This is a genomic window from Anaerotruncus sp. G3(2012) (assembly GCF_000403395.2).
In the GTDB taxonomy this organism is placed as follows: Bacteria; Bacillota; Clostridia; order Oscillospirales; family Ruminococcaceae; genus Anaerotruncus.
In genome coordinates this window covers 100,328-120,084 of the sequence record NZ_KE159676.1, presented here as the reverse complement: position 1 = coordinate 120,084, position 19,757 = coordinate 100,328, and the positions used below count along the sequence as shown (strand labels likewise).

Sequence of the window (19,757 nt, the reverse complement as noted above, 5' to 3'; positions counted from 1 at the left end):
CGATGCCGGATCAACTGACCGAAAGGATATGGCCTCTTGGACAAATACAAAAAACTGCTTTCTAATACACTGATCTTTGCAATCGGCATGTTCAGTTCAAAACTGCTGACCTTTTTCATGGTGCCGTTTTACACCAACGTTCTCACCGAGAACGAGCTGGGCACCGCCGGGCTGGTCGTGCAGGCGGCCAACCTGCTGATTCCGGTGGTCTCCTGTGGGGTCGCAAACTCGATCATCCGGTATGGGCTGGACAGGACCTTCCGCAAGCGGGATGTCTTTACCGGAGGGGTCACGATGGTGGCGGCTGGCTATCTGTTGTTTTTTCTGTTCCGTCCATTGATCGCCAAGATCCCGCTGATCCACGACTACACCAGCCTGATTTACCTCTATGTGCTGACCTCCTGCTTACGCTCCCTCTGTTCCCAGTTCATCCGCGCGCGGGAGCTGGTGCGGCTCTATGCGTTCGACGGGGTGCTCAGCATCATCACCGTGATCACCTGCAACATCCTTTTCCTTTCGGTCCTCAAGCTGGGGATTACCGGTTATGTGCTTGCGACCATTATTTCGGATGCGCTCTCCGCGCTCTTCCTGTTTACCATCGCCAGCCTGCACCGGTACATCCGGTTCCGGAGGATGGACTGGTCGGTGGCCGGCTCAATGCTCCGGTTTTCACTCCCGCTGATCCCAACCACCCTTTTCTGGTGGATTACCAACGTGTCCGACCGGTATATGGTCAGCTATTTCATCAGCGCGGATGCCAACGGGCTGTATGATCTGGCCTATAAGGTGCCGACGATGATCACCGTTGTTTCGGGCATCTTCTCCGACGCATGGCAGATGTCCGCATTCACCGAAAAGGGGCCGGGGCGCGACCGGTTTTTCAGCAATATCTTCAATGCCTATCAGGCGCTGATCTTTACCGCTGCCTCCGGATTGATCCTCTTCTGCAAACCGATCACCGCTATGCTGGTCCTTGGCCCCAAAAACGCGTTTTATCCCGCCTGGCAGTACATCCCGCTTCTGGTGATCGCAACGGTCTTTTCCTGTTTTGTCACCTTTCTGGGCAGCATCTATATGGTCGGGAGAAAGAGTATCGCCACCCTGCTGACCACCATCCTTGGGGCTGCGGTGAATGTCGGGCTGAACCTGCTGCTCATCCCCGATCCGAAATTCGGGGTAAACGGGGCGGCTTTTGCAACGTTTATGAGCTATCTAGTGGTCTTTCTGGTGCGGATCGCTGACACCCGTCGGATCGTCCGCCTGCGATGGAGGCCGTTCAAACTGTTGGTGAACCTCTTTCTGCTGCTTTTCCAAACATGGATCCTGCTTTCCTTCCAAGAGGACTGGATTCTGCCCGAGATTCTGCTCTGCCTGCTTGTGATCCTGCTCAACCTCAAGCAGATCGTCATCAATATCGACCGGTTTCTCCGCCGGCGCAGGGCGCCCCGCCTGCCCGGTGCGACATAAGATTCGCCCGCCTGTTCCAAAGACGCTGCCCTTGGCTGCGCTCTGCCGGAAGGAGAACGCTTTATCCTGAGAACCACCTTTTGGGGATAAATGATCTCTGACTTCCTATCAGAACCAAGAGGGGGCTTTGGCAGATGAAAAAAGCTCCCTCAGAAACAGTTTACAGCCAGTCAGAAAACAGATTCAAAGAACGGAGGAATTCCATTGGCACAACGCAAAAAGAAATCCGCATCCAACCCCAAACGCGCCGGGCTTGTCTCCCTGATCAGCGCAGCGGTGCTTTTCGTCCTCGTCCTGCTCAACCAGGCGATGGGCGGCCGGCTCCCGCTCCCGTCTGCCGAGACGCTCGAAACCAGCATCAATTCCGCGCTCGATGAGCTATACGATCAGGCTGGCCTTTCCTCCGTTCCAACCGAGGCGGAGGGCGACCTGCTGGTCCATTTCATCGACGTGGGGCAGGCGGACTGTGAGCTGATCCAGACCCCTGAACAGAATGTGCTGATCGACGCAGGAGAAATCGGGGAAGGCCCTGCCATCATCGACTATCTCAAGGCGCAGGGGGTCTCCCGGCTCGACATGGTGATCGCCACCCATCCGCACGCCGACCACATCGGCAGCATGGCGGAGGTCATCGACGCATTCGAAATCGGCACAGTGCTCTTTTCAGACGTGCCGGACAACCTGATCCCCACCACACGCACCTATGAGCGCCTGCTGGATGCGATCGAGCGCAAGAATCTCAAAATCACCCTCGCTGAACCGCGCTCCCGGTATGACCTGGGCGGCGGCGCGGTCATGACCATCCTCGGCCCTCTGGTTGAGGAACCCGAGGGCCTGAACGATACCTCGGTTATCTGCCGGCTGGACTTCGGGTCCACCTCGTTCCTTTTCACCGGGGACGCGGAGAAGCCAAATGAAAACGCCCTGCTCAAAGCCTACGATTCCAGCCTGCTGCGCGCCAATGTCCTCAAGCTGGGGCACCACGGAAGCAGCACCTCCAATCAGGAAAAATGGGTGGATGCGGTCGATCCGCAGGTAGCGGTCGCGGAGCTTGGCAAGGACAATACCTACGGTCATCCGCATACTGAGGTTGTCCGCCTTCTGGAGGAGCGGGACATCCTCCTCTACCGCACCGACCTGAACGGAACCATCGTGTTCGGGAGCAATGGTGAAACGCTCCAGGTCACCTGCGAACGGAACCAGCGTGTTTGGTAGCGATCGTGAAACGTTACAAATCATCTGCGAACGGGGCGCAGAAAATTGATGCGTATTTATGGACAGATCGTTCCTGTCCGGCGCTCCGCATTGACATCCCCACAGCGATCTTTTATACTAAAATCAACAGAGGGGCGGCCTGCCCCAACCTTAGAGAAAGGATGATTTTTTATGTCTATTCTGGTCACTGGCGGCGCCGGTTATATCGGTTCCCACACCTGCGTTGAACTGCTGAACGCGGGGAAAGAGGTTGTCATCCTCGACAATTTTGTCAACTCCAAGCCGGAAGTGCTCGACCGTATCCGCAAAATCACCGGGAAGGATTTCCGGTTCTACGAGGTCGACCTGCTCGACCGGGAGGGGATCGACCGGGTCTTCTCCGAAAACCAGATCGACGCGGTGATCCATTTTGCCGGATTGAAAGCGGTCGGCGAATCCTGCAAAATCCCCCTGCGGTACTACCACAACAACCTGACCGGCACCTTCCTGCTCTGCGAAGTGATGGCGGCGCATGGCTGCAAAAAGATCGTCTTTTCCTCCTCAGCTACCGTCTATGGGATGCACAACCAGGTCCCGTTCCGGGAGGATATGCCCCTCTCGACCACCAATCCTTATGGCGCAACCAAACTATTCATTGAGCAGATTCTGACCGACCTGCACGCGGCCGACCCCGAATGGAGCGTTGCCCTGCTGCGGTATTTCAACCCGATCGGCGCACACAAAAGCGGCCTGCTCGGTGAGGACCCCAACGGGATCCCAAACAACCTGCTTCCGTATATTGCACAGGTCGCAACCGGCAAACTGGCGGAACTTTCGGTGTTTGGGGACGACTACGACACGCCGGATGGGACCGGCGTACGGGACTATATCCATGTGGTGGACCTCGCGGTCGGCCATCTGAACGCGCTCGACTATATCATGGACAAAACCGGCGTCGAAGCGGTCAACCTCGGCACCGGGCATGGCTATTCGGTATTGGAGATCGTCCGGGCGTTTGAAAAGGCGAGCGGGCGGAAGGTGCCCTATCGCATCGCGCCCCGCCGCCCCGGCGACATCGCAACCTCCTATGCGGACAGCTCGAAAGCCAAGCGTCTGTTTGGTTGGGAAGCGACCCGCACGATCGACGATATGTGCGCCGATAACTGGAATTTCAGCAGCCATAATGCCTGATCTTTGGTTGCAGATTGTCCGCAGCCATGTTATAATGTCCTGAAGGATACCTGCCTTTCCACCGCAGCACGACAAGCGCTGCGGTGGAATCTGTATTCGGGTACGCAAATCCATCCTTCCATTTTTCGAGGTATTTTTATGCATAAGAGAAAGCTGCACATCAAATCGGTTCTCAATCTCCTGCTCGGCAAGGTGGGAATCGTCTCCCTCCTGATCCTTGTCCAGATTGCAGTGCTGGTGGTCTTTATTCTGCGTCTGGTCGAGCATTTTACCGTCCTCTATATGCTGTTTGAGATTTTGAGCCTCTGTTTGGTGATCTTTCTCGTCAGTAAGGACGAAAACCCGTCCTACAAGCTGGCCTGGGTGGTTATCATTATGGCGTTCCCGATCTTCGGCGGGCTGTTCTACCTGACATTTGGCAACAAGGGACTGCCCAAAAGCCTGCTGCTGAAAATTCAGGGTGCGGAGGACTATGCCCGCCACCACCTGCAATATGACCTGCCATCCCATCCGCAGCTCAGCGCGCAGTGCCCGCAATACAGCGTGCTGTCCGACTATATCACGCTCACCACCGGAACCCCGGTCTGGGAACACACCCAGGCTGAATATTTCCCGCTGGGGGAGGCCGCCTGGGAACGGATGCTGGAAGAGCTGGAAAAGGCGGAACGGTATATCTTCATGGAATATTTCATCCTGGAAGAGGGCGAGATGTGGGACCCAATCTTTGCGATCCTCAAAAAGAAAGCGGCGGCGGGGCTGGACGTACGGTTCATGTTCGACGACATCGGTTCGATCCAGACCCTGCCCCACAACTACGCCAGCCGCCTGCGGGCTGCGGGGATCAAATGCGTGGTGTTCAACCCGTTCCAGCCCCATCTGAACTCGATGATGAACTACCGCGACCACCGCAAGATTACCGTCGTGGACGGAAATGTGGGGTTTTGCGGCGGGATCAACATCGCGGACGAGTATATCAACCGGTATGAGAAACACGGCCATTGGAAGGATACCGCCGTCCTTCTGCGCGGGGATGGGGTCTGGAATCTGACCGCCCTGTTCCTTTCTCTCTGGAACTTCAGCAAGCCGACCGACGAGGAATTTGACCAGTTCAAGCCGACCATCTCCTGCGAGAGCGACGGCTTCGTCCAGCCGTTCGGGGACAGCCCGCTCGACCGGCTCAATGTTTCGGAAGAAACCTATATGCAGATCATCAGCCGGGCGACCAGATATGTCTACATCACGACCCCTTATCTGATCCTCGACAACGAGATGACAACCGCCCTTTCGATCGCTGCGCGCAGCGGGGTCGATGTGCGCATCCTCACCCCGCATGTTCCGGACAAGTGGTATGTCCATGAGGTCACCCGCTCGTTCTACCAGCCGCTGCTTGACGCCGGGGTCAAAATTTACGAATATACGCCTGGGTTCATCCATGCCAAAATGTACGTCAGTGATGACGAGGTCGCGGTCGTCGGCACCGCTAACATGGATTACCGCAGCTTTTACCTGCATTTCGAATGCGGCGTCTGCTTCTACCAGAGCAGCCTGATCCAGGATGTGAAACAGGATTTCCTCCAGACACTCACGCTTTCCCAGCAGATTCCGCTGGATTATAACCGTTCGGTCTTTTTCCTGCGGCGGGTGGTGCGGTCGCTGCTACGGCTGTTCTCCCCCATGATGTAAGGCTTTTCCCCAAAAATTGAGTAAACTTTTAAGGAAAAGACCAGCTTTCCAAAGTGCGATCGCCTGTGTTTGTCTGGAACCAAACTTATGCTGTCTCACTGTATGGGGTTTTTGGGCTGCGTGTGCTGCTGCGGCAGCAAAAAATCAACCAAAGCCTCGGGCTTTGTTGAAAACAGAAAAAGAGAAGAGGACGCTGCAAATGCAGCGTCCTCTTTCGCTTTTATCCTGTGTTATCCGGCAATCACCACCGCACCTTCCATACCCGTAGAGGTAACCGTTTCATAGTCCGAGTAGCTATAGCCGTAGCTGTTCGCACAATAGGCAGTCATCCGCTCCTGCAGGGATGCGGGCAGGTTAGCCAGCGGCACGAGAACCTTTTTGCCGTTCTCCCTTCCTTTAAAATAGAAGCTTACAATCGCGACAGGCTCCTCTTCCCTGCAATAGAACGAGGCGTGCTCCGAAAGGGTCCGGATGTCGGAAGCATCCTCGCTCAGGAACAGATACTCTCCGTACACTCCGTCCTCCCTCTCGCCCAGGTTATCCGCAAAGCGGAGTTCGTTGATCCGTTCGGTGACATATTCCAGATCCTCCACTCTGAACATATGCCCGGACAGTGAGGACAGAACGATGCTGTCATTGACGAAGATATGGTTGCTCCTGCCGCGGTCAAACACTTCGGCGGTTACTGCGTAGCAGTCATCCCAATCGACCTCAAGCCCTTCCAGCAGATTCTTTTTGGCAAGGAACGCATAGGTATGGGTTGTGCGGTCGGTGACCGGGAAGATGCCCCAGCGGCAGAACCGTTCGCTCCCCTCCTTGGGAGGGTTCGCGAAGCAGTTCAGGATTGCGACCGGTTCGGACTGCGGGTTCTTCAGGTCTTCCAGCGTCATAGACGCCGCATCAGCCGCGATTGCATCCAGCAGCTCCTGCGATTCTTCCGCTGTCCAATCCTCGCCGATCTCCTCATGCCGGAAGCCGAACGGGTCCTGAAGCTCCCACGAGGTGACCTGCTGCCCTTTTACAAAATAGGCCGGGTTGGTCTGGGCAAGGAATTCCCCGCTTATTTCGATCGGGAGCAGCCGCTCGATTTCCTCAGACGGTATCCCGCTATACGAGCGTGAAAGGGTTTTCCCGTTTTTCAGGCGGTAGGTCAGCGACAACGAATGCCAGTAATCGTCGTATTTCTGTCCGGCGACCGCCTGATGGAGTGCCTGCACCGCCTGGATGTTCTGCGGTTCACGCAGCTCAACCGTTCGATAGTACGCGAGGGTTTTCCAGTTGGAGGTTCCGTCCGGCAAAATCTGCTCCTCACCAAACTTTTGCGGCATATCGCCGCCGTATGTGCCGGTGTAATTGATCTCGACCGACTCGATGTCCGAGATGTTTGGGACGCGCTTTTCATAGCCCAGCCCGCCGGTCATGAAGATTGCCGAAAATGCGAGGGTAAATACCGTCATTCCCACGCCGAGCGGCAGGCTGCGCAGGACGGTCTTGAACCCGCGGTTGAACACCGCTTCCAGGATCACATAGGTGAGGATGCCCCCGATCGCCGCCCAGATCAGGAACGAGGCATTCTCGCTCTGGATGAATACCGTCGCCTGTGAAAAGATCGTACCGATGACCAACCCCGCGCATAGGGTCACAGCCAGCTTGACAAAGGTCGGCAGCGCGCCCTGCGTGGTTGTGATCTCGGCTTTTTCACTGCTGCGCCGCCGGTAGAGCCGGACCGTCAGAACAAAGAGGGCTGCCGAAAGGAACAGCCAGCAGACCATTGCGAGGTTGCTGTCCGAAAACATCTGGAACTGGAAAAAGATCGGGTCCGAATCCTTCGGGAGAAGGTTTCCGTATCCGTCGTGGATGCTGTGCAGCGCGAACCGGGTGGGCATGAGCAGCATCGGCGAGAGGTTCAGAAGGTTGAGCATCGCCCGCTCGTTGGGGACAAAGCCACAGAGGAACAGCATCTCCATCATGAAACAGAGCAGGCCCAGCAGCGGCACAATGCCGAGCATGATCATGGTGTAAACAAAACTGTCGAACACGGTGCCCACCAACACACAGGCAAAGGTGGCAACCGCATAGATCGCGAATGCGCAGATCAGCCAGCCCACCATATCGAGAAGCTGGTAACCGAGCAGCGCCGGGAAGAACCCAAATTTGCAGACCTGAAAAACGGCAACCAGCAGGTTGGAAACGACCACCGGGACCGCAAGGATGGTCATGGCCGCCGCCATATTGACGGTAAGCAGCGTCCCGCGGCTGACCGGGACCGCGTGGTAGACATCGGACGCCTTCTTGCTGTGCATATAGCTGTTCAGATGCAGCGCGAGCACCAGCGGCACGATCAGAAGGATTGCAGTATAAAAGAACGCGGAGGTCGGGGTAAAGTTCCGCCCCAGCCCGAGCAGGGAATAGTCCTCTATCAGAATTGGAGCTCCCCCTAGCCAGTCGCGGTGGTACCCAAACACCTCCATCGCGTACTGCAATGGATAAAAGACCAGAAGCAGGGCCGAGATCAGGCCGAAATAGCCGAAGTTCCTGCGGAGCGTGCTTTTATAGAGGCCGACGAATTGTCCCTGATTAGAAAATGATGTTGTTGTAGTCATAGCCGACCGCCTCCATTTCATGTACAAATACTTCTTCGAGCGTCAACGGCACGCCCTCCGCGAATACTGCCCCCTTGGAAAGCAGATATTCCGAGGCATCTGCCGACCTGCCCCGCACGATCAGGTTGAGCAGGCTGCCGTTCCGGGAAACCTGCATCAGGTCCAGGCCGGAGAGCATCTCGTCCCCGATCCCTTCCGGGAAGGCCGCGTGCACCTTGCAGAATCCAAGCTTGAGTTCGTCAATCTCCCGTTCAAACAGGATGCGCCCTTTGTGCAGCAGGCCCACATGGTCGCAGAGGTCTTCCAGTTCGCGCAGGTTATGGCTGGTGATGAGCACCGTCATTTCCCGGGAAGCGATCTCATCCGAAAGCAGCTTGCGCACCGCGCCCCGCATCACCGGGTCCAGCCCGTCGAACGCCTCGTCGAGCAGCAGCAGATCGGGCTGGCAGGCCAGTCCCAGCAGCAGCGCCGCCTGACGCTTCATCCCTTTTGAGAAGGTCGTGATCTTCTTTTTGGGGTCGAGCGGGAAGATATCACACAGCTTCTGGTACCGCTCGTCTGAAAAGTTGTGGTAGATGCCGCGGTAAAACCCCGCCATGTCGTTCATACTGCTCTGCGGCAGGAAGTATAGGTCGTCCGCTACGAAAAAAATCCGCTGTTTGACCGCGATATTCTCATAAACGGCCTGCCCATCGATCTGGAGCGTCCCCCCATCCGGGATATAGACCCCCGCGATCAGCCGCAGGAAGGTGCTCTTCCCTGAGCCGTTGGAACCGACCAGACCATAGATCGAACCCTTCTGTATCTGGGTGGTCAGCTCGGAGAGTGCTGTAAAATCCCCGAAGCATTTCACCAGACCGGTTGCCTGAATCATACTGATACCTCCTCGCTGTATACCGATGAGACCACTTCATCCACCTGCGGACGGGTCAGACCAGTCCGCTTCCCCTCCGAAACGGCATCCCGAATCTTTTCAACACTCTGTCTGCTGAGGATCTCGCGTGCTCCTTCTCCCGGTGCAACAAAACTCCCTCTGCCCGATACCGAATAGGTGATTCCCCGGCGTTCCAGCTCCTGGTAGGCTTTCTGCACCGTGTTCGGGTTGACTCCGAGGTCCCGCGCCAGCGTCCGCACCGAAGGAAGCTGCGTGTCCGCTTCCAACACCCCCAGGGAAATCAGTTCTGTCAGTCGCAGGATTAGTTGTTCGTAGATTGGCTGCCGGCTTTGCAGGTCCAGTTGCAGCACAAACCCCACCCCTTTTCTTAAAATGTAGTCAATACCTGCTGTATCAATCGTGTTATCTGTACTAGTTTGATTAGTACAGATCAACTATACCACACGATCTTCCAAAATGCAAGCAGAAATTTTCCTTTCTTTTTTCGCACATGCAATAAATCCGAGTAAAACAGGCACATCATACATGAAAAGTTACAAATTGGTGACAACCATTGACTTCGATTGGCAGTTTGGATTATAGTTAGGAGAGAATTTTGATTGATTTGCAGGGGGTTGACCTGATTTATGAGAAGGACAAAAATCGTATGCACGCTTGGGCCCGCTTCCAACAGCGAAGAACGCATCCGCAGCCTGATCGAAGGGGGCATGGATGTCGCCCGCTTCAATTTTTCCCATGGAACCCATGAGAGCCATCTCAAGACATTTGAAACGGTAGACCGCCTGCGCACCCAAATGGGGCTTCCGGTTGCCACCCTGCTCGATACCAGAGGTCCGGAAATCCGTCTTGGCACCTTCCAGGGCGGCAAGGCCGAGCTGGCCGCAGGTTCCCGGTTTGTGCTGACCGGCGAGGAATGTGAGGGGGACGAGACGCGCTCCTATATCAACTTCCCCGGCCTGGTCAACGATGTAAAGCCCGGCTCCACCATCCTGCTCAATGACGGCGCCATCAAGCTGACCGTCCTCGAGGTCCGGCCGCCCGAGATCGTCTGCGAGGTGGACAACAACGGCGTGATCTCCGACCGCAAGGGGGTCAATGTGCCTGGGGTCCGGCTGTCGCTTCCCTACATAAGCGAAAAAGACCGCGCGGACATCATCTTCGGTGTCCATACCGGCTTCGACTTTATCGCCGCTTCATTCACCCGCTGCGCCGCCGACATCCTCGAGATCCGCCGGCTGCTTGAACGGGAGGGCAACCACACCATCCGGATCATCGCAAAGATTGAAAACGCCGAAGGGGTCGCGAACATCGACGAGATCCTGCGGGTTGCCGACGGTATCATGATCGCGCGCGGGGACATGGGTGTCGAGGTGCCTTTCGAGGATGTCCCGGTCTTTCAGAAGCTGCTGATTAAAAAATGCTATAACATCGGCAGGATGGTCATTACCGCAACCCAGATGCTCGAAAGCATGATGCACAACCCGCGCCCGACCCGCGCGGAAGCGGCGGACGTCGCTAACGCGATCTACGACGGCACCAGCGCGGTCATGCTCTCGGGTGAGACCGCCGCAGGGGAGTTTCCGGTTGAGGCGGTCCGGACGATGGCTTCGATCGCCGAGCGGGCGGAGCGGGATATCGACTATGACAAGCGGTTCCAGATGCGCGGGATGGACGGCGGGGACATCCCCGACATCACCAATGCGATCTCCCATGCAACTGTTACCACCGCCAACGACCTCGGCGCTTCGGCGATCGTGACGGTCACCTGGTCGGGCACCACCGCACGGATGCTCTCTAAATACCGTCCGACCATTCCGGTCGTGGCCTGCACCCACCTGAAATCCACCTATTACCAGCTCGCCCTCGCGTGGGGGACCTATCCGCTGCTGGTCGATGTCAAGGAAAATACCGACGAACTGTTCTCCCATGCGGTCGACGCGGCACAGCAGGCCGGTTTCCTCGAGAACGGCAATCTTGCTGTGATTACCGCCGGGGTCCCGCTTGGGGTCAACGGCACCACCAACCTGCTCAAGGTGCATGTGGTGGGCGATATTCTGGTCAGTGGGCAGGGGATCAACAACCGTTCGGCCTTTGGTAAAGTTTGCGTTGCCCGCAACGAAGCGGAAGCGTTCGCCGGCTTTGAGGACGGAGATATTCTCGTCATCCCCTACACCACCAACGAGCTGCTCCCGCTCCTGAAAAAGGCTTCGGGCATCGTCACCGAAGCGGGCGGGCAGAACTCCCATGCCGCGATCGTCGGTATGGCGCTTGACATCCCTGTGATTGTCTTTGCCGAGAACGCAACCTCAATCCTCAAATCCTCAACCGTGGTGGAAATCGACGCGGCAGCGGGCACTGTCAGCAACAAAAGCAGAGGAAGCTGACCAGCTTCCCTTCCACCCACAGTCTTTATGCAAAGGAGCCTGTTTATGAAGCAGTCACGCTTTTCCATCCGTCTGCTCGCCCTGCTGTTCTCGGGGGCCATCGCCCTGACTGCTGCGGCGTGCAGCCAGAATACCGTTGAACCGGCCCCCGGGGAATCCTCTTCGAGTGTCTCCCAGCCGGCGGGCATCCCCGCCTTTATCAACCCGCTGGGTGACGTCGACCTCAGCCGCCTCTCGACCGCTGAAAAGCCGAGTGAGGACACCCTCAACAAGATGAATGCCGCCTACGGCCAGAACAATGATGTGGTCGGATGGCTGTATCTGCCGGGTACAACGATCGACGAGGCAGTGCTCCAAGGGACGGACAACGACTACTATCTGCGCAAAAATATCACCAAGGCGTATGATTTCAACGGCTGTTACTACGCGGATTACGAATGTTCATTCGGGGACCGCAACGGCATTTCGCAGAATACCATTATCTACGGGCATAGCATGGACGACAATCCGGATGGCGACCGGTTCTCCCAGCTGAAAAAATATCTGGACCCCGAATTTTTGAAGGCCCACCCCTACCTGTATTTTTCAACACCAGAGGATACCATGGCGTTCAAGGTATTTTCGGTCATGTATACCGACGACAACCTCGCCTACCTGCACCCAGAGATGAAAAATGCACAGTTCCTTGCGCTGGTGAAGGAGATGCGGGAACGTTCGCAGTTCGATATTGACGTAGATGTCAACATCACCGACAAAATCCTCTCGCTCTCCACCTGTACCTATATCTACGGTTCCCGCGAGGACCAGCGGTTTGTTGTTACCGGTCGGCTGGTGCGCCCCGGTGAGGAGATGGATACGCCGATCCATGTCGAGCCAAATCCGGACCCCAAACCGCCCCAGTTCTAAAAGTTTCGCCCGCCTTTTCAAAGGCGGAATCCCTATTGTATAGAATTTCCGGCAGAAACGGAAGAACCCCACCGGTCAAAATGGCCTGCGGGGTTCTTTTTATCCTGTATCATTCACGACATGGTCCCGGCTATGGAAGGGGACGGGAAAAGCATCTTCTTTTCATCCTCGAGGCGATGACAGGCAGAAAACCGGAAGTTACAGAAATCTGTATTTTTTGTAAACTTCAGGAAGGTTTTTCTCTACCAGTCACCTCAAAGTATTCATCACTATATCGTATTTTACTCCCGTCAAAGCCTTTTTGAATCGCCTTAACATATTCAAACGGATTTTCCATTGGCAACAGCCCTAATTCACGCTGAAGCTGTTGTACTGCCGCTTTTTGCTTATCTGTCAAAATTTTTTCTTCGCTTGCCATGTGTTCTTCAAATTTTCTCTTATCCATCCAAACGATTTGCTCCACCGGATTAGCGGTACCACAAGCCAGGATCAAGCGGATAAAATCCCCAAAATTTGCCGCCAACGGATATACGTTTTGGCCTGCGCAACTTTCGGGGTTGCAAGCAAATACCATCTCCCCATACTCCGGCAAAAAACAATACAGAATACACCCTTCAAATCCTATCGGCTCTGCATTGACAGGGTAGCAAAAGTACGGGACTGTAATATCCCCATGCTCCAAGCAGAAAAGTCCTTTATCTATGGGTGATGCCATATACTTTTCATAAACCGTTCTCATTGACCTACCTCCACAACTTCCGGTTTGCTGTCCCCCTCGTTTTCCTGTCTTCCCCCGGCGCGGAAAATCCCGCCGTCCCAGTCCCGCTCGACCCGGCATCCCGGCGGGCAGACCAAAAAACGTCCATCCCATCTGCCGGACAGGAGCCGCCCGGCCAGACGGTTGTCCCCCTGTGTCGTTTCGAACGCCCATCCGCAGAAGGCGCACGCTTCCTGTGCCTGCTGTTCGAAATCCGTATCTTCCCCCACCGGCGACCGGATATAGATTCCGCTCTGATACTGGGAAATCCATCGGTTTTCCTCCGCAAGAAGCCAGCGGGCGTCCTCCTCTCCAAACCGGGCGGCATAATCCCGCAGCTTCTCCGCGTAGTAGGACTCCGATGGGGTGTCCGCAAAGGTGAGCCAACCGGTTGAAAACCAGTAAATCCCGCTTCGGCTGTGAAAAAATGACAGGTAACGCTCCTGCGACCCGAGCAGGATTCCGATGCAGTCGTCGGTGCGCGGGAGCACCAGCGGAACATTGCCTGCGCACAGGCCGGCGGTCCCGCCGCCGCACAGGCCGTATCCCAACAGGATCGCGTCGAGCGGAGGTTCGGCCTGCTCCAGGCGTGCAATCTCCGTCTGCACCTGTGCCCGCAGAAGATCAGGCGTGTCGTGCAGCCCCTGCCGCATCCAGACCGGAAAAAAGGTATGCCCGCAGGGCTCCATTGCCGCAGAAAGCTCCTGGCGGAGCACCTCACACGCGATCAGCCCCATCCGCATCCTGCCACCCCCCGTTTTTTCGATCCCTTCCAGACCAGCAGTGGTTTGGAAGAGGCGGACAACCGTCCACAAGCACACTCCGCATACTGAATCGTAGGAAGCAAAGCTCCCGCAGCGGTCTTGAACCGCGTGCTTCCGGTTGTTTTCAGCGCTTTGGTTCCAGTATACCGCAGTGGGGACCGGCAGTCAAACCCTGTATTTTTTGACATTCGACATTTTTTCAAAAATATTGTATCCTTTTTGAAGTCAAATCGAAAAGCCGATCGTTTTATGGGTGTAAGGCTTTTGAGGGTGGTGAGTGCAGGACAAAAATGACAAACGAAAAATTCAAGGCCCTGGTCGAGCAGCATGAACGCCTGGTGTTCACCATCTGCTATCAGCTGGTGCAGGACTACCATGAAGCCCAGAACCTCGCGCAGGAGACTTTTGTTTCTGCATTCACCCACATCGACAGCGTGAGCGAACAAAATCTGCGGGCGTGGCTGGCGCGTATCGCGACCAACAAAGCAAAGGACTTTCTCAAGAGCGCGTATAACAAGCGCGTCACCCTCTCGGAGGATATGAGCGAGCTGGACCTGCTCCGAAGCGAGAGCAGCCCTGAACGCCTCTATATCTCCGAGGAAGGGGAAGGGCATATCCGGCAGATGATTTTGAATCTAAAAGAGCCTTACCACAAGGTTTCGGTCCTGTTTTTTCTGGAGGAGCGCAGCCTGGATGAAATTTCAGAACTTCTGAACCGCCCGAAAAAGACGGTTCAGACCCAGCTCTACCGCGCGCGGCAGATGCTGCAAAAAATCTTAAAGGAGGAGGGGGTGCAGGTATGATGGAACTGTTTCAGGAGGATGGACATTTGACCCAGTATGCTCTTGATGCGTTGGTGCAGGACCTTCCGCTGGATGAACTCTCCCGGCTGGAAATCGCCGAACATCTTTCATTCTGCGATGCGTGCGTAGACAGGTATTCTCAGGCTTTGGAAAACTGCCTGCTGCTTACTCCGGAACAGCCGGTGGCGCCAAGTGTCATGCAAAGGCTCAGGCAGCGTGCGATCAAGGTCTTTTTCAATAAGTATACGACCGTCGTGGCAGCGGCCTCCTTCGCAATCGTGTTCTGGCATATCGGGGTTTTTAACATTGATATGTCCGGCGAAAGCAAGGTGCTCAATACGATGAATCAGACACTGGAACAGGTCAATCTCAGGGAGCGTGCCAACGAGCTGGCCAACCAGATCTCCGAATCGGTGGACGCTTTCTTTGAACATATCACATTTGAGAGGAGCAACAATTAAAATGAGAAAAAACGGTTTTCTTGCTTTTTGTTTTGCCTTCATTCCCGGCGGAGGGCAGATGTATCTGGGCATGATGAAAAAGGGACTCCTGCTGATGGGCCTCTTCTCTGCAATCAGCTTTGCAATGATGACCTTATATCTGGATTTCCTCGGCTGCCTGCTGCCTGTCATCTGGTTTTATTCGTTTTTCGATACCCTCAATTCCCGTTGTCTTTCCCCGGAGCAGATCAGAGAGATTGACGACCACACCACCCAGTTTTTCAACGACCTCGCGCCGAACTTTTCGATCCAGTGGGATAAATTTGGCGCCAAATTTCACCGGTATTTCGGGATCGGCCTGATCCTGTTCGGACTCTATCTGATCTTCCGCAATATCTTCCATCCCATGCTCCGGTTCCTGTTCGAACGGCTGGGGATCGACTACTGGGTGCTCACCCAGATTGTCCGCGCCCTCCCGTCGCTGGTGATCTCGATTGCGATTATCGCACTCGGCATCCATCTGGTAAAGGGCGGAAGGAAACCGGAACAGCAGGATTTTGTCGAATATAAAGGAGAGTAAAACAACATGAATAACGAACAGAATTTCAACATGGAAAATCAAAATGACTTTGTCCTATCGCAAACAGCAGCCATTCCGGAAGATGCGTCCTCCGGGCAGGAGGGCGCATCTTCCGCGGAGAAGGCGCCGCGCTTCTCCTATAAAAAATCGAAAGCCGCTCCCAGCTCCGACTGTAAAGTCGAGTGGAAGCCAACCCCTCCGGTGCGGCGGGTCGGGACCCTGACCATGGGCTTCTCTCTGATCGCGGCGGGCGTGGTCGCCCTGATTACCATCTTCAACCCGGATTTCAACCTCTCCCTCGCCTTTAAGCTCTCCCCTGTCATCTTTATTCTGCTCGGCACAGAAATTCTGATCGGCTCCATCCGCCACAAGGGAGAACGCATCCGGTTCGATTTCCTCAGCGGGTTCATCTGCTTCTGCCTGGTCTGCGGCGCCGGTGTCCTCGCCCTTGCCGGTGCGTTTATGCCCTACCTCAACCCGCAGATCTGGATTGCACGCGACCGGATCGAGTACAATACGTCGGACGAGCTGGTTTCCGCTGTCTGTGCGGTGGATGCAGTTTCCGACGCGGGCTTTTCGGTCAACCTCCCTCCCTATGCGGTTCTGACAGGCAGCATCAACGATCCGGATACCGCCAGCCTGATTCAGGTTTACTGGGGCAATGTGGACCTGATCGGCCCGTACGACAGCAAGGAGTCGTTCGCGCAGGACTGCCTGCGGGTACTCGAGGCGCTCGAAGGCTATCCCTACCGGATCAGTAATCTCAGTATCAACTGGCGTGACGAACAGCCGGCCCAGAACGGTACAGTCCGCGTCCAGTCCTACGAGCTGCACATAAACCGCCCGTCCATCCGGAACCTCTCGCTTGATGCAATCTCGAAACAGGTCATGTCCGAACAGTACTTTGTGTCGGCAGATACCGGTGAAGCCGTCTTTGAAGAGAGTACCGAGGGGATGCATCTGGAAATCGAGGCAATTCCGGAGGAGTCCGAGGTGATTCCCCAAGTGCCGGAGGAAGCTTCAGAGGATCCTTCCCTTGGGTGACAAAGCCTGCCGCCCCTCTCGAACGATCTTCACAGAAAGCCCGCCTGCTCCAAAGGCGGGCTTTTTGGTATCATCGGAACCCTTCGCGCATCCTTTTAAAACCTGTGGCCTTTTGGGCCTCATGGAGCCGCCAAAGGCAGCCCTGCTTCCCCAATACAGAACCGACAGATATACGCCCTGCCATACACGCCACTGTAAAGCGGAACTTTTTCGGCTGAAGAAAAACCGGATAAACTGTTAGACGCACAGCACGCTTTCAGGCTGGATTCTATGAAAACTGACCAAAAATGCAGCCGGGGGTGCGGAAAGGGGCTTGTGAAATCCGGCGGAAGATCGTATAATGGAAGAGAATAAGAATGGGTTGGTGTCGGCTGTAACTGCCGAACGGTTTTATTTGGAATATACAGGGATTTCCGGGAGGATTGCGATGAGAATGCAAGGGATCAAAAACAGTGCTTACCGCCGGCTGATGGCATTTATCCTGTCGGCGGGGCTGGTTTTCGGCGCTGCTCCGCTGGCTTATGCGGATGGGACACGGGATACCGGACCTCTGCTCAACCGGATCGAGGCGGTCAGGATGCTGATTGCGGAACTGCCTGCGCCCTCCGAAGTCAACGCGGGCAACTACAAGGAGATTTTCAGCAGATGCACCGCCGCAGCGATGCTTTATGACGCACTGGGCGACCAGAAGGACGAGGTGGACGCGAGCCGGCTACAGGCATTGCTTCTGTTTTTCGAGTCGGGTGAGGAAGCCAGCTACACGGCCAAGGGCGGGGAGCTGAATGCAGATTCCACCCTTGATGAGGTGCGGGAGGCGTTTGGACCACGGAATGCAGATGTCATTCGTGTGGGCAGCGAAACCGCAGTCGGCCTCGCACAGAATGTATCGTTCGAGCGGCGGCTTACGGTCACCTCGGGCGATTATCGGTTCGAGCTGGGGGGCCGTTCGGTTGCGGCTTCGGACGAAGCGCTTCCTGCGGTCACGGTAAAAGGCGGCAGCCTGGCCATCAAGGACAGTGGGGATCATTCCGGACCGGTCAGTGGTTCTCTCGAGGCCAAAGGCGGCAGCCTGCTGGTCGAAGCGGGACGCTTCGCCGGCGGAGAGCGGCCCGCACTGGAAATTTCCGGTCCGGATACACGAGCCGTCCTCAGCGGTGGCTCGTTTGAGGCGGGCGACGACGGTTATGCGGTCCGGATGGAGGATGGCAGGCTGTTCCTGACCGGCTCCCCTCTGATCGACGGAATCTGGCTGGGCGACGGATGCATCGTCCTGTTCGACGGCGGGCTCGAGCCGGGCATACCGATCCCGCTTTCGGTTGAAAATGCAGAACCCGGCAGAGAGGTGGCAGGTGCAGTGGAGGGTGCTCCCCTTTCGGAAAGCGACCTGGGGAAATTCACCTGCCGGGATATACGGTTCTCGCTGGGACTGAACGAAACCGGGGATGCGATCGTCCTTGTGGAGCAGGGCAGCGATCCGGATGATCCGAATCACCCAGATGACCCAGACAATCCGGATAACCCGGATAACCCAGACAATCCGGATAACCCCAACAACCCGACAGAACCGGAAGACCCGGCGGATTCGGATACGGCACAGACAGTGGGCGCGATGATTGATGCCCTGACCGATGACGCGACCCGCGAGCAGATTGCGGATGCGCTCAAGCGGTATCAGAGTCTCTCCGAGCAGGAGATGGGGAAGGTGAGCACAAGCCGCCTGAAACGCTTGGATGGCCTGGTGCAGGGGGTAATCCAGGTCAACTTCTGGACCAACTCCAGCTCGGATGGATTTGTTCGGGTCCTGTCCGAAACCTATAAAGGGCTGCTTGCAAGCCCCAAAGCGATCCGGGAGGGCAAAAAGGCCAATACGGTCAGCATGATGCTGATTCGGGATGGCGGGGCAATCACCGCAAACGACAAGCAGCTGATCGAGCAGGAGGCAGATGGTCAGAAGATCGCGGCTTATTATGACCTGAGCATGAGCAACGGCGAGACACAGGAGATCACCCGGACCCCTGCCGAACTGACTTTGAGCATCAAAATCCCGACCGAGGCGGACAACGGCAAAGAGATCGACGTGATCCGGGTGCACGACGGAAAAGCCGAGCGGCTGGATGCGGATGCGGTTTCCGGCCGGATCGAGTTTGGAACCGACCGTTTTTCGACTTATGCGGTGGTCTATACCAAAGGCACCGCTGCAAAAGACAACGCAAAGGACAAAGATAAGGAAAAAGAAAACAGTTCCTCTTCGAGTAATACGAGCAAAAATCGTTCCAATGAGGATTTCGAGGATGAGGGGGATGTCCGCGCGGCATTCTGGGAGAAGGTCAGAAACCAGATCAAGCGTGCGAACGCAGGGGATATTGTCCGGATCAACGCAAAAGCGTACACCGACATGCCCGAGACGGTAATGGCAGAGCTGCGCGACCGCGGGGATGTGGCGCTGGTCATCAACTGGGATGGTGGAGATCCAATCAGCATTCCGGCGGGTCGGGCGCCCGATTATGAGCCCGGGCGGGTGAGCTGGCCGTTCAGTATGCTTGCCCGGCTGATGAAGGAGAACGGAGAAAAGATCTCGTTCAGCCCCGAAAGCGGGGATATCTGGGAGGTTATTGCACCGACGGCGGTCGAGCCGGTGGACCCGATTGCGTCCGCCCCGGAGGAACCGGAACCAACAGATGGTGCATCCGGCGCAGAAGGTGACCCGAACCAGGCCTCTGCTTCTGCGGCGGCAGGGGATAACACCCCACCGGATGCACAGCCCGCGGCAGTGACCCTCATGGAGCCGCGGGAGGAACCTGAGCCGGAACCCCTGCCGTTGGTGGGCTCCTCCACCATCAAATATGGGGTGATCGCGACAGTCATAATTGCGCTGGTTGCGGCAGCAAGCGGTGCGGTCTGGTACCTGATTAAAAAAGAGGACCTCCTGTAAGCCCCATCTCGCATTGGAATTTTGTCCGGTTTTCTCCGCCGCCAGAGGGCGAGAGGCAACGGAAGTTTGGGTTCCAGACCAAACTTCCGGGGCGCAAGCGCCCTTCTTCGGGGG

At 56.1% G+C, this 19,757-nt stretch carries 16 protein-coding genes; 11 read left to right on the top strand and 5 right to left on the bottom strand.

Features of this window, described 5'->3' with window-relative positions:
- Window positions 1-36: 36 nt before the first annotated feature.
- From C814_RS17455 to cls, 4 genes are all read left to right on the top strand, one after another.
- Window positions 37-1,467 carry a lipopolysaccharide biosynthesis protein gene (locus C814_RS17455; protein WP_016316732.1) on the top strand — a complete coding sequence of 477 codons (1,431 nt, stop codon included), beginning with the start codon at window positions 37-39 and terminating at the stop codon, window positions 1,465-1,467.
- Window positions 1,468-1,671: 204 nt separating this feature from the next.
- A complete protein-coding gene (locus tag C814_RS17450; protein WP_016316731.1) occupies window positions 1,672-2,682 on the top strand; it encodes a ComEC/Rec2 family competence protein in 1,011 nt (336 codons plus the stop codon).
- Window positions 2,683-2,853: 171 nt separating this feature from the next.
- The gene (galE, locus tag C814_RS17445) at window positions 2,854-3,852 is read left to right on the top strand and encodes a UDP-glucose 4-epimerase GalE (RefSeq protein ID WP_016316730.1); all 999 of its coding nucleotides are present in this window, start codon (window positions 2,854-2,856) and stop codon (window positions 3,850-3,852) included.
- Between the two features lie 138 nt (window positions 3,853-3,990).
- A complete protein-coding gene (gene cls, locus C814_RS17440; protein WP_016316729.1) occupies window positions 3,991-5,535 on the top strand; it encodes a cardiolipin synthase in 1,545 nt (514 codons plus the stop codon).
- 230 nt (window positions 5,536-5,765) lie between these two features.
- Here cls and C814_RS17435 read toward each other — a convergent pair whose 3' ends face one another.
- The 3 genes from C814_RS17435 to C814_RS17425 are packed head-to-tail and all read right to left on the bottom strand — an operon-like array spanning window position 5,766 to window position 9,383.
- Entirely contained in the window at window positions 5,766-8,138 is a 2,373-nt protein-coding gene (locus C814_RS17435; protein WP_016316728.1) for a hypothetical protein, read from the bottom strand.
- Window positions 8,113-9,012, bottom strand: a complete 900-nt coding sequence (locus tag C814_RS17430; protein WP_016316727.1) for an ABC transporter ATP-binding protein — start codon at window positions 9,010-9,012, stop codon at window positions 8,113-8,115. The genes C814_RS17435 and C814_RS17430 overlap by 26 nt, the downstream gene beginning before the upstream one ends.
- Window positions 9,009-9,383 (bottom strand): GntR family transcriptional regulator, encoded by a 375-nt coding sequence (locus tag C814_RS17425; RefSeq protein WP_016316726.1) that lies wholly within the window; start codon window positions 9,381-9,383, stop codon window positions 9,009-9,011. Before C814_RS17425 ends, C814_RS17430 begins: the two co-directional genes overlap by 4 nt.
- A 276-nt stretch (window positions 9,384-9,659) precedes the next feature.
- On the opposite strand from C814_RS17425, the gene pyk reads away from it, so the two are divergent.
- Together pyk and C814_RS17415 are read left to right on the top strand one after the other, a co-directional pair.
- Entirely contained in the window at window positions 9,660-11,417 is a 1,758-nt protein-coding gene (pyk, locus tag C814_RS17420) for a pyruvate kinase (protein WP_016316725.1), read from the top strand.
- Window positions 11,418-11,462: 45 nt separating this feature from the next.
- Window positions 11,463-12,323 carry a class B sortase gene (locus tag C814_RS17415; protein ID WP_016316724.1) on the top strand — a complete coding sequence of 287 codons (861 nt, stop codon included), beginning with the start codon at window positions 11,463-11,465 and terminating at the stop codon, window positions 12,321-12,323.
- Between the two features lie 226 nt (window positions 12,324-12,549).
- On the opposite strand, the gene C814_RS17410 is transcribed toward C814_RS17415, so the two are convergent.
- Together C814_RS17410 and C814_RS22500 are read right to left on the bottom strand one after the other, a co-directional pair.
- Window positions 12,550-13,062 (bottom strand): hypothetical protein, encoded by a 513-nt coding sequence (locus C814_RS17410; protein WP_016316723.1) that lies wholly within the window; start codon window positions 13,060-13,062, stop codon window positions 12,550-12,552.
- Complete coding sequence (locus C814_RS22500; protein ID WP_022788506.1) at window positions 13,059-13,823, bottom strand: DUF1638 domain-containing protein; 765 nt, start codon at window positions 13,821-13,823, stop codon at window positions 13,059-13,061. Before C814_RS22500 ends, C814_RS17410 begins: the two co-directional genes overlap by 4 nt.
- A 311-nt stretch (window positions 13,824-14,134) precedes the next feature.
- Between C814_RS22500 and C814_RS17405 the strand changes: the two genes are divergently transcribed.
- From C814_RS17405 to C814_RS17395, 5 genes are all read left to right on the top strand, one after another.
- Window positions 14,135-14,647 carry an RNA polymerase sigma factor gene (locus tag C814_RS17405; RefSeq protein ID WP_016316721.1) on the top strand — a complete coding sequence of 171 codons (513 nt, stop codon included), beginning with the start codon at window positions 14,135-14,137 and terminating at the stop codon, window positions 14,645-14,647.
- A complete protein-coding gene (locus C814_RS22495) occupies window positions 14,644-15,108 on the top strand; it encodes a hypothetical protein (protein ID WP_016316720.1) in 465 nt (154 codons plus the stop codon). Before C814_RS17405 ends, C814_RS22495 begins: the two co-directional genes overlap by 4 nt.
- Window position 15,109: 1 nt before the next feature.
- Window positions 15,110-15,667, top strand: a complete 558-nt coding sequence (locus C814_RS22490) for a hypothetical protein (RefSeq protein ID WP_016316719.1) — start codon at window positions 15,110-15,112, stop codon at window positions 15,665-15,667.
- Window positions 15,668-15,673: 6 nt separating this feature from the next.
- Window positions 15,674-16,711, top strand: a complete 1,038-nt coding sequence (locus C814_RS17400; RefSeq protein ID WP_016316718.1) for a hypothetical protein — start codon at window positions 15,674-15,676, stop codon at window positions 16,709-16,711.
- Window positions 16,712-17,138: 427 nt separating this feature from the next.
- A complete protein-coding gene (locus tag C814_RS17395) occupies window positions 17,139-19,643 on the top strand; it encodes a hypothetical protein (RefSeq protein ID WP_016316717.1) in 2,505 nt (834 codons plus the stop codon).
- Window positions 19,644-19,757: the final 114 nt, after the last annotated feature.

Bases quoted from the DNA above. Each gene is read 5' to 3' on its own strand.
- C814_RS22495 (WP_016316720.1), top strand. From the start codon at position 14,644: ATGATGGAACTGTTTCAGGAGGATGGACATTTGACCCAGTATGCTCTT.
- C814_RS17415 (WP_016316724.1), top strand. From the start codon at position 11,463: ATGAAGCAGTCACGCTTTTCCATCCGTCTGCTCGCCCTGCTGTTCTCG.
- C814_RS22500 (WP_022788506.1), bottom strand. From the start codon at position 13,823: ATGCGGATGGGGCTGATCGCGTGTGAGGTGCTCCGCCAGGAGCTTTCT.
- galE (WP_016316730.1), top strand. From the start codon at position 2,854: ATGTCTATTCTGGTCACTGGCGGCGCCGGTTATATCGGTTCCCACACC.
- C814_RS17430 (WP_016316727.1), bottom strand. From the start codon at position 9,012: ATGATTCAGGCAACCGGTCTGGTGAAATGCTTCGGGGATTTTACAGCA.
- C814_RS17395 (WP_016316717.1), top strand. From the start codon at position 17,139: ATGAGAATGCAAGGGATCAAAAACAGTGCTTACCGCCGGCTGATGGCA.
- C814_RS22490 (WP_016316719.1), top strand. From the start codon at position 15,110: ATGAGAAAAAACGGTTTTCTTGCTTTTTGTTTTGCCTTCATTCCCGGC.
- pyk (WP_016316725.1), top strand. From the start codon at position 9,660: ATGAGAAGGACAAAAATCGTATGCACGCTTGGGCCCGCTTCCAACAGC.
- C814_RS17410 (WP_016316723.1), bottom strand. From the start codon at position 13,062: ATGAGAACGGTTTATGAAAAGTATATGGCATCACCCATAGATAAAGGA.
- C814_RS17435 (WP_016316728.1), bottom strand. From the start codon at position 8,138: ATGACTACAACAACATCATTTTCTAATCAGGGACAATTCGTCGGCCTC.
- C814_RS17400 (WP_016316718.1), top strand. From the start codon at position 15,674: ATGAATAACGAACAGAATTTCAACATGGAAAATCAAAATGACTTTGTC.
- C814_RS17405 (WP_016316721.1), top strand. From the start codon at position 14,135: ATGACAAACGAAAAATTCAAGGCCCTGGTCGAGCAGCATGAACGCCTG.
- cls (WP_016316729.1), top strand. From the start codon at position 3,991: ATGCATAAGAGAAAGCTGCACATCAAATCGGTTCTCAATCTCCTGCTC.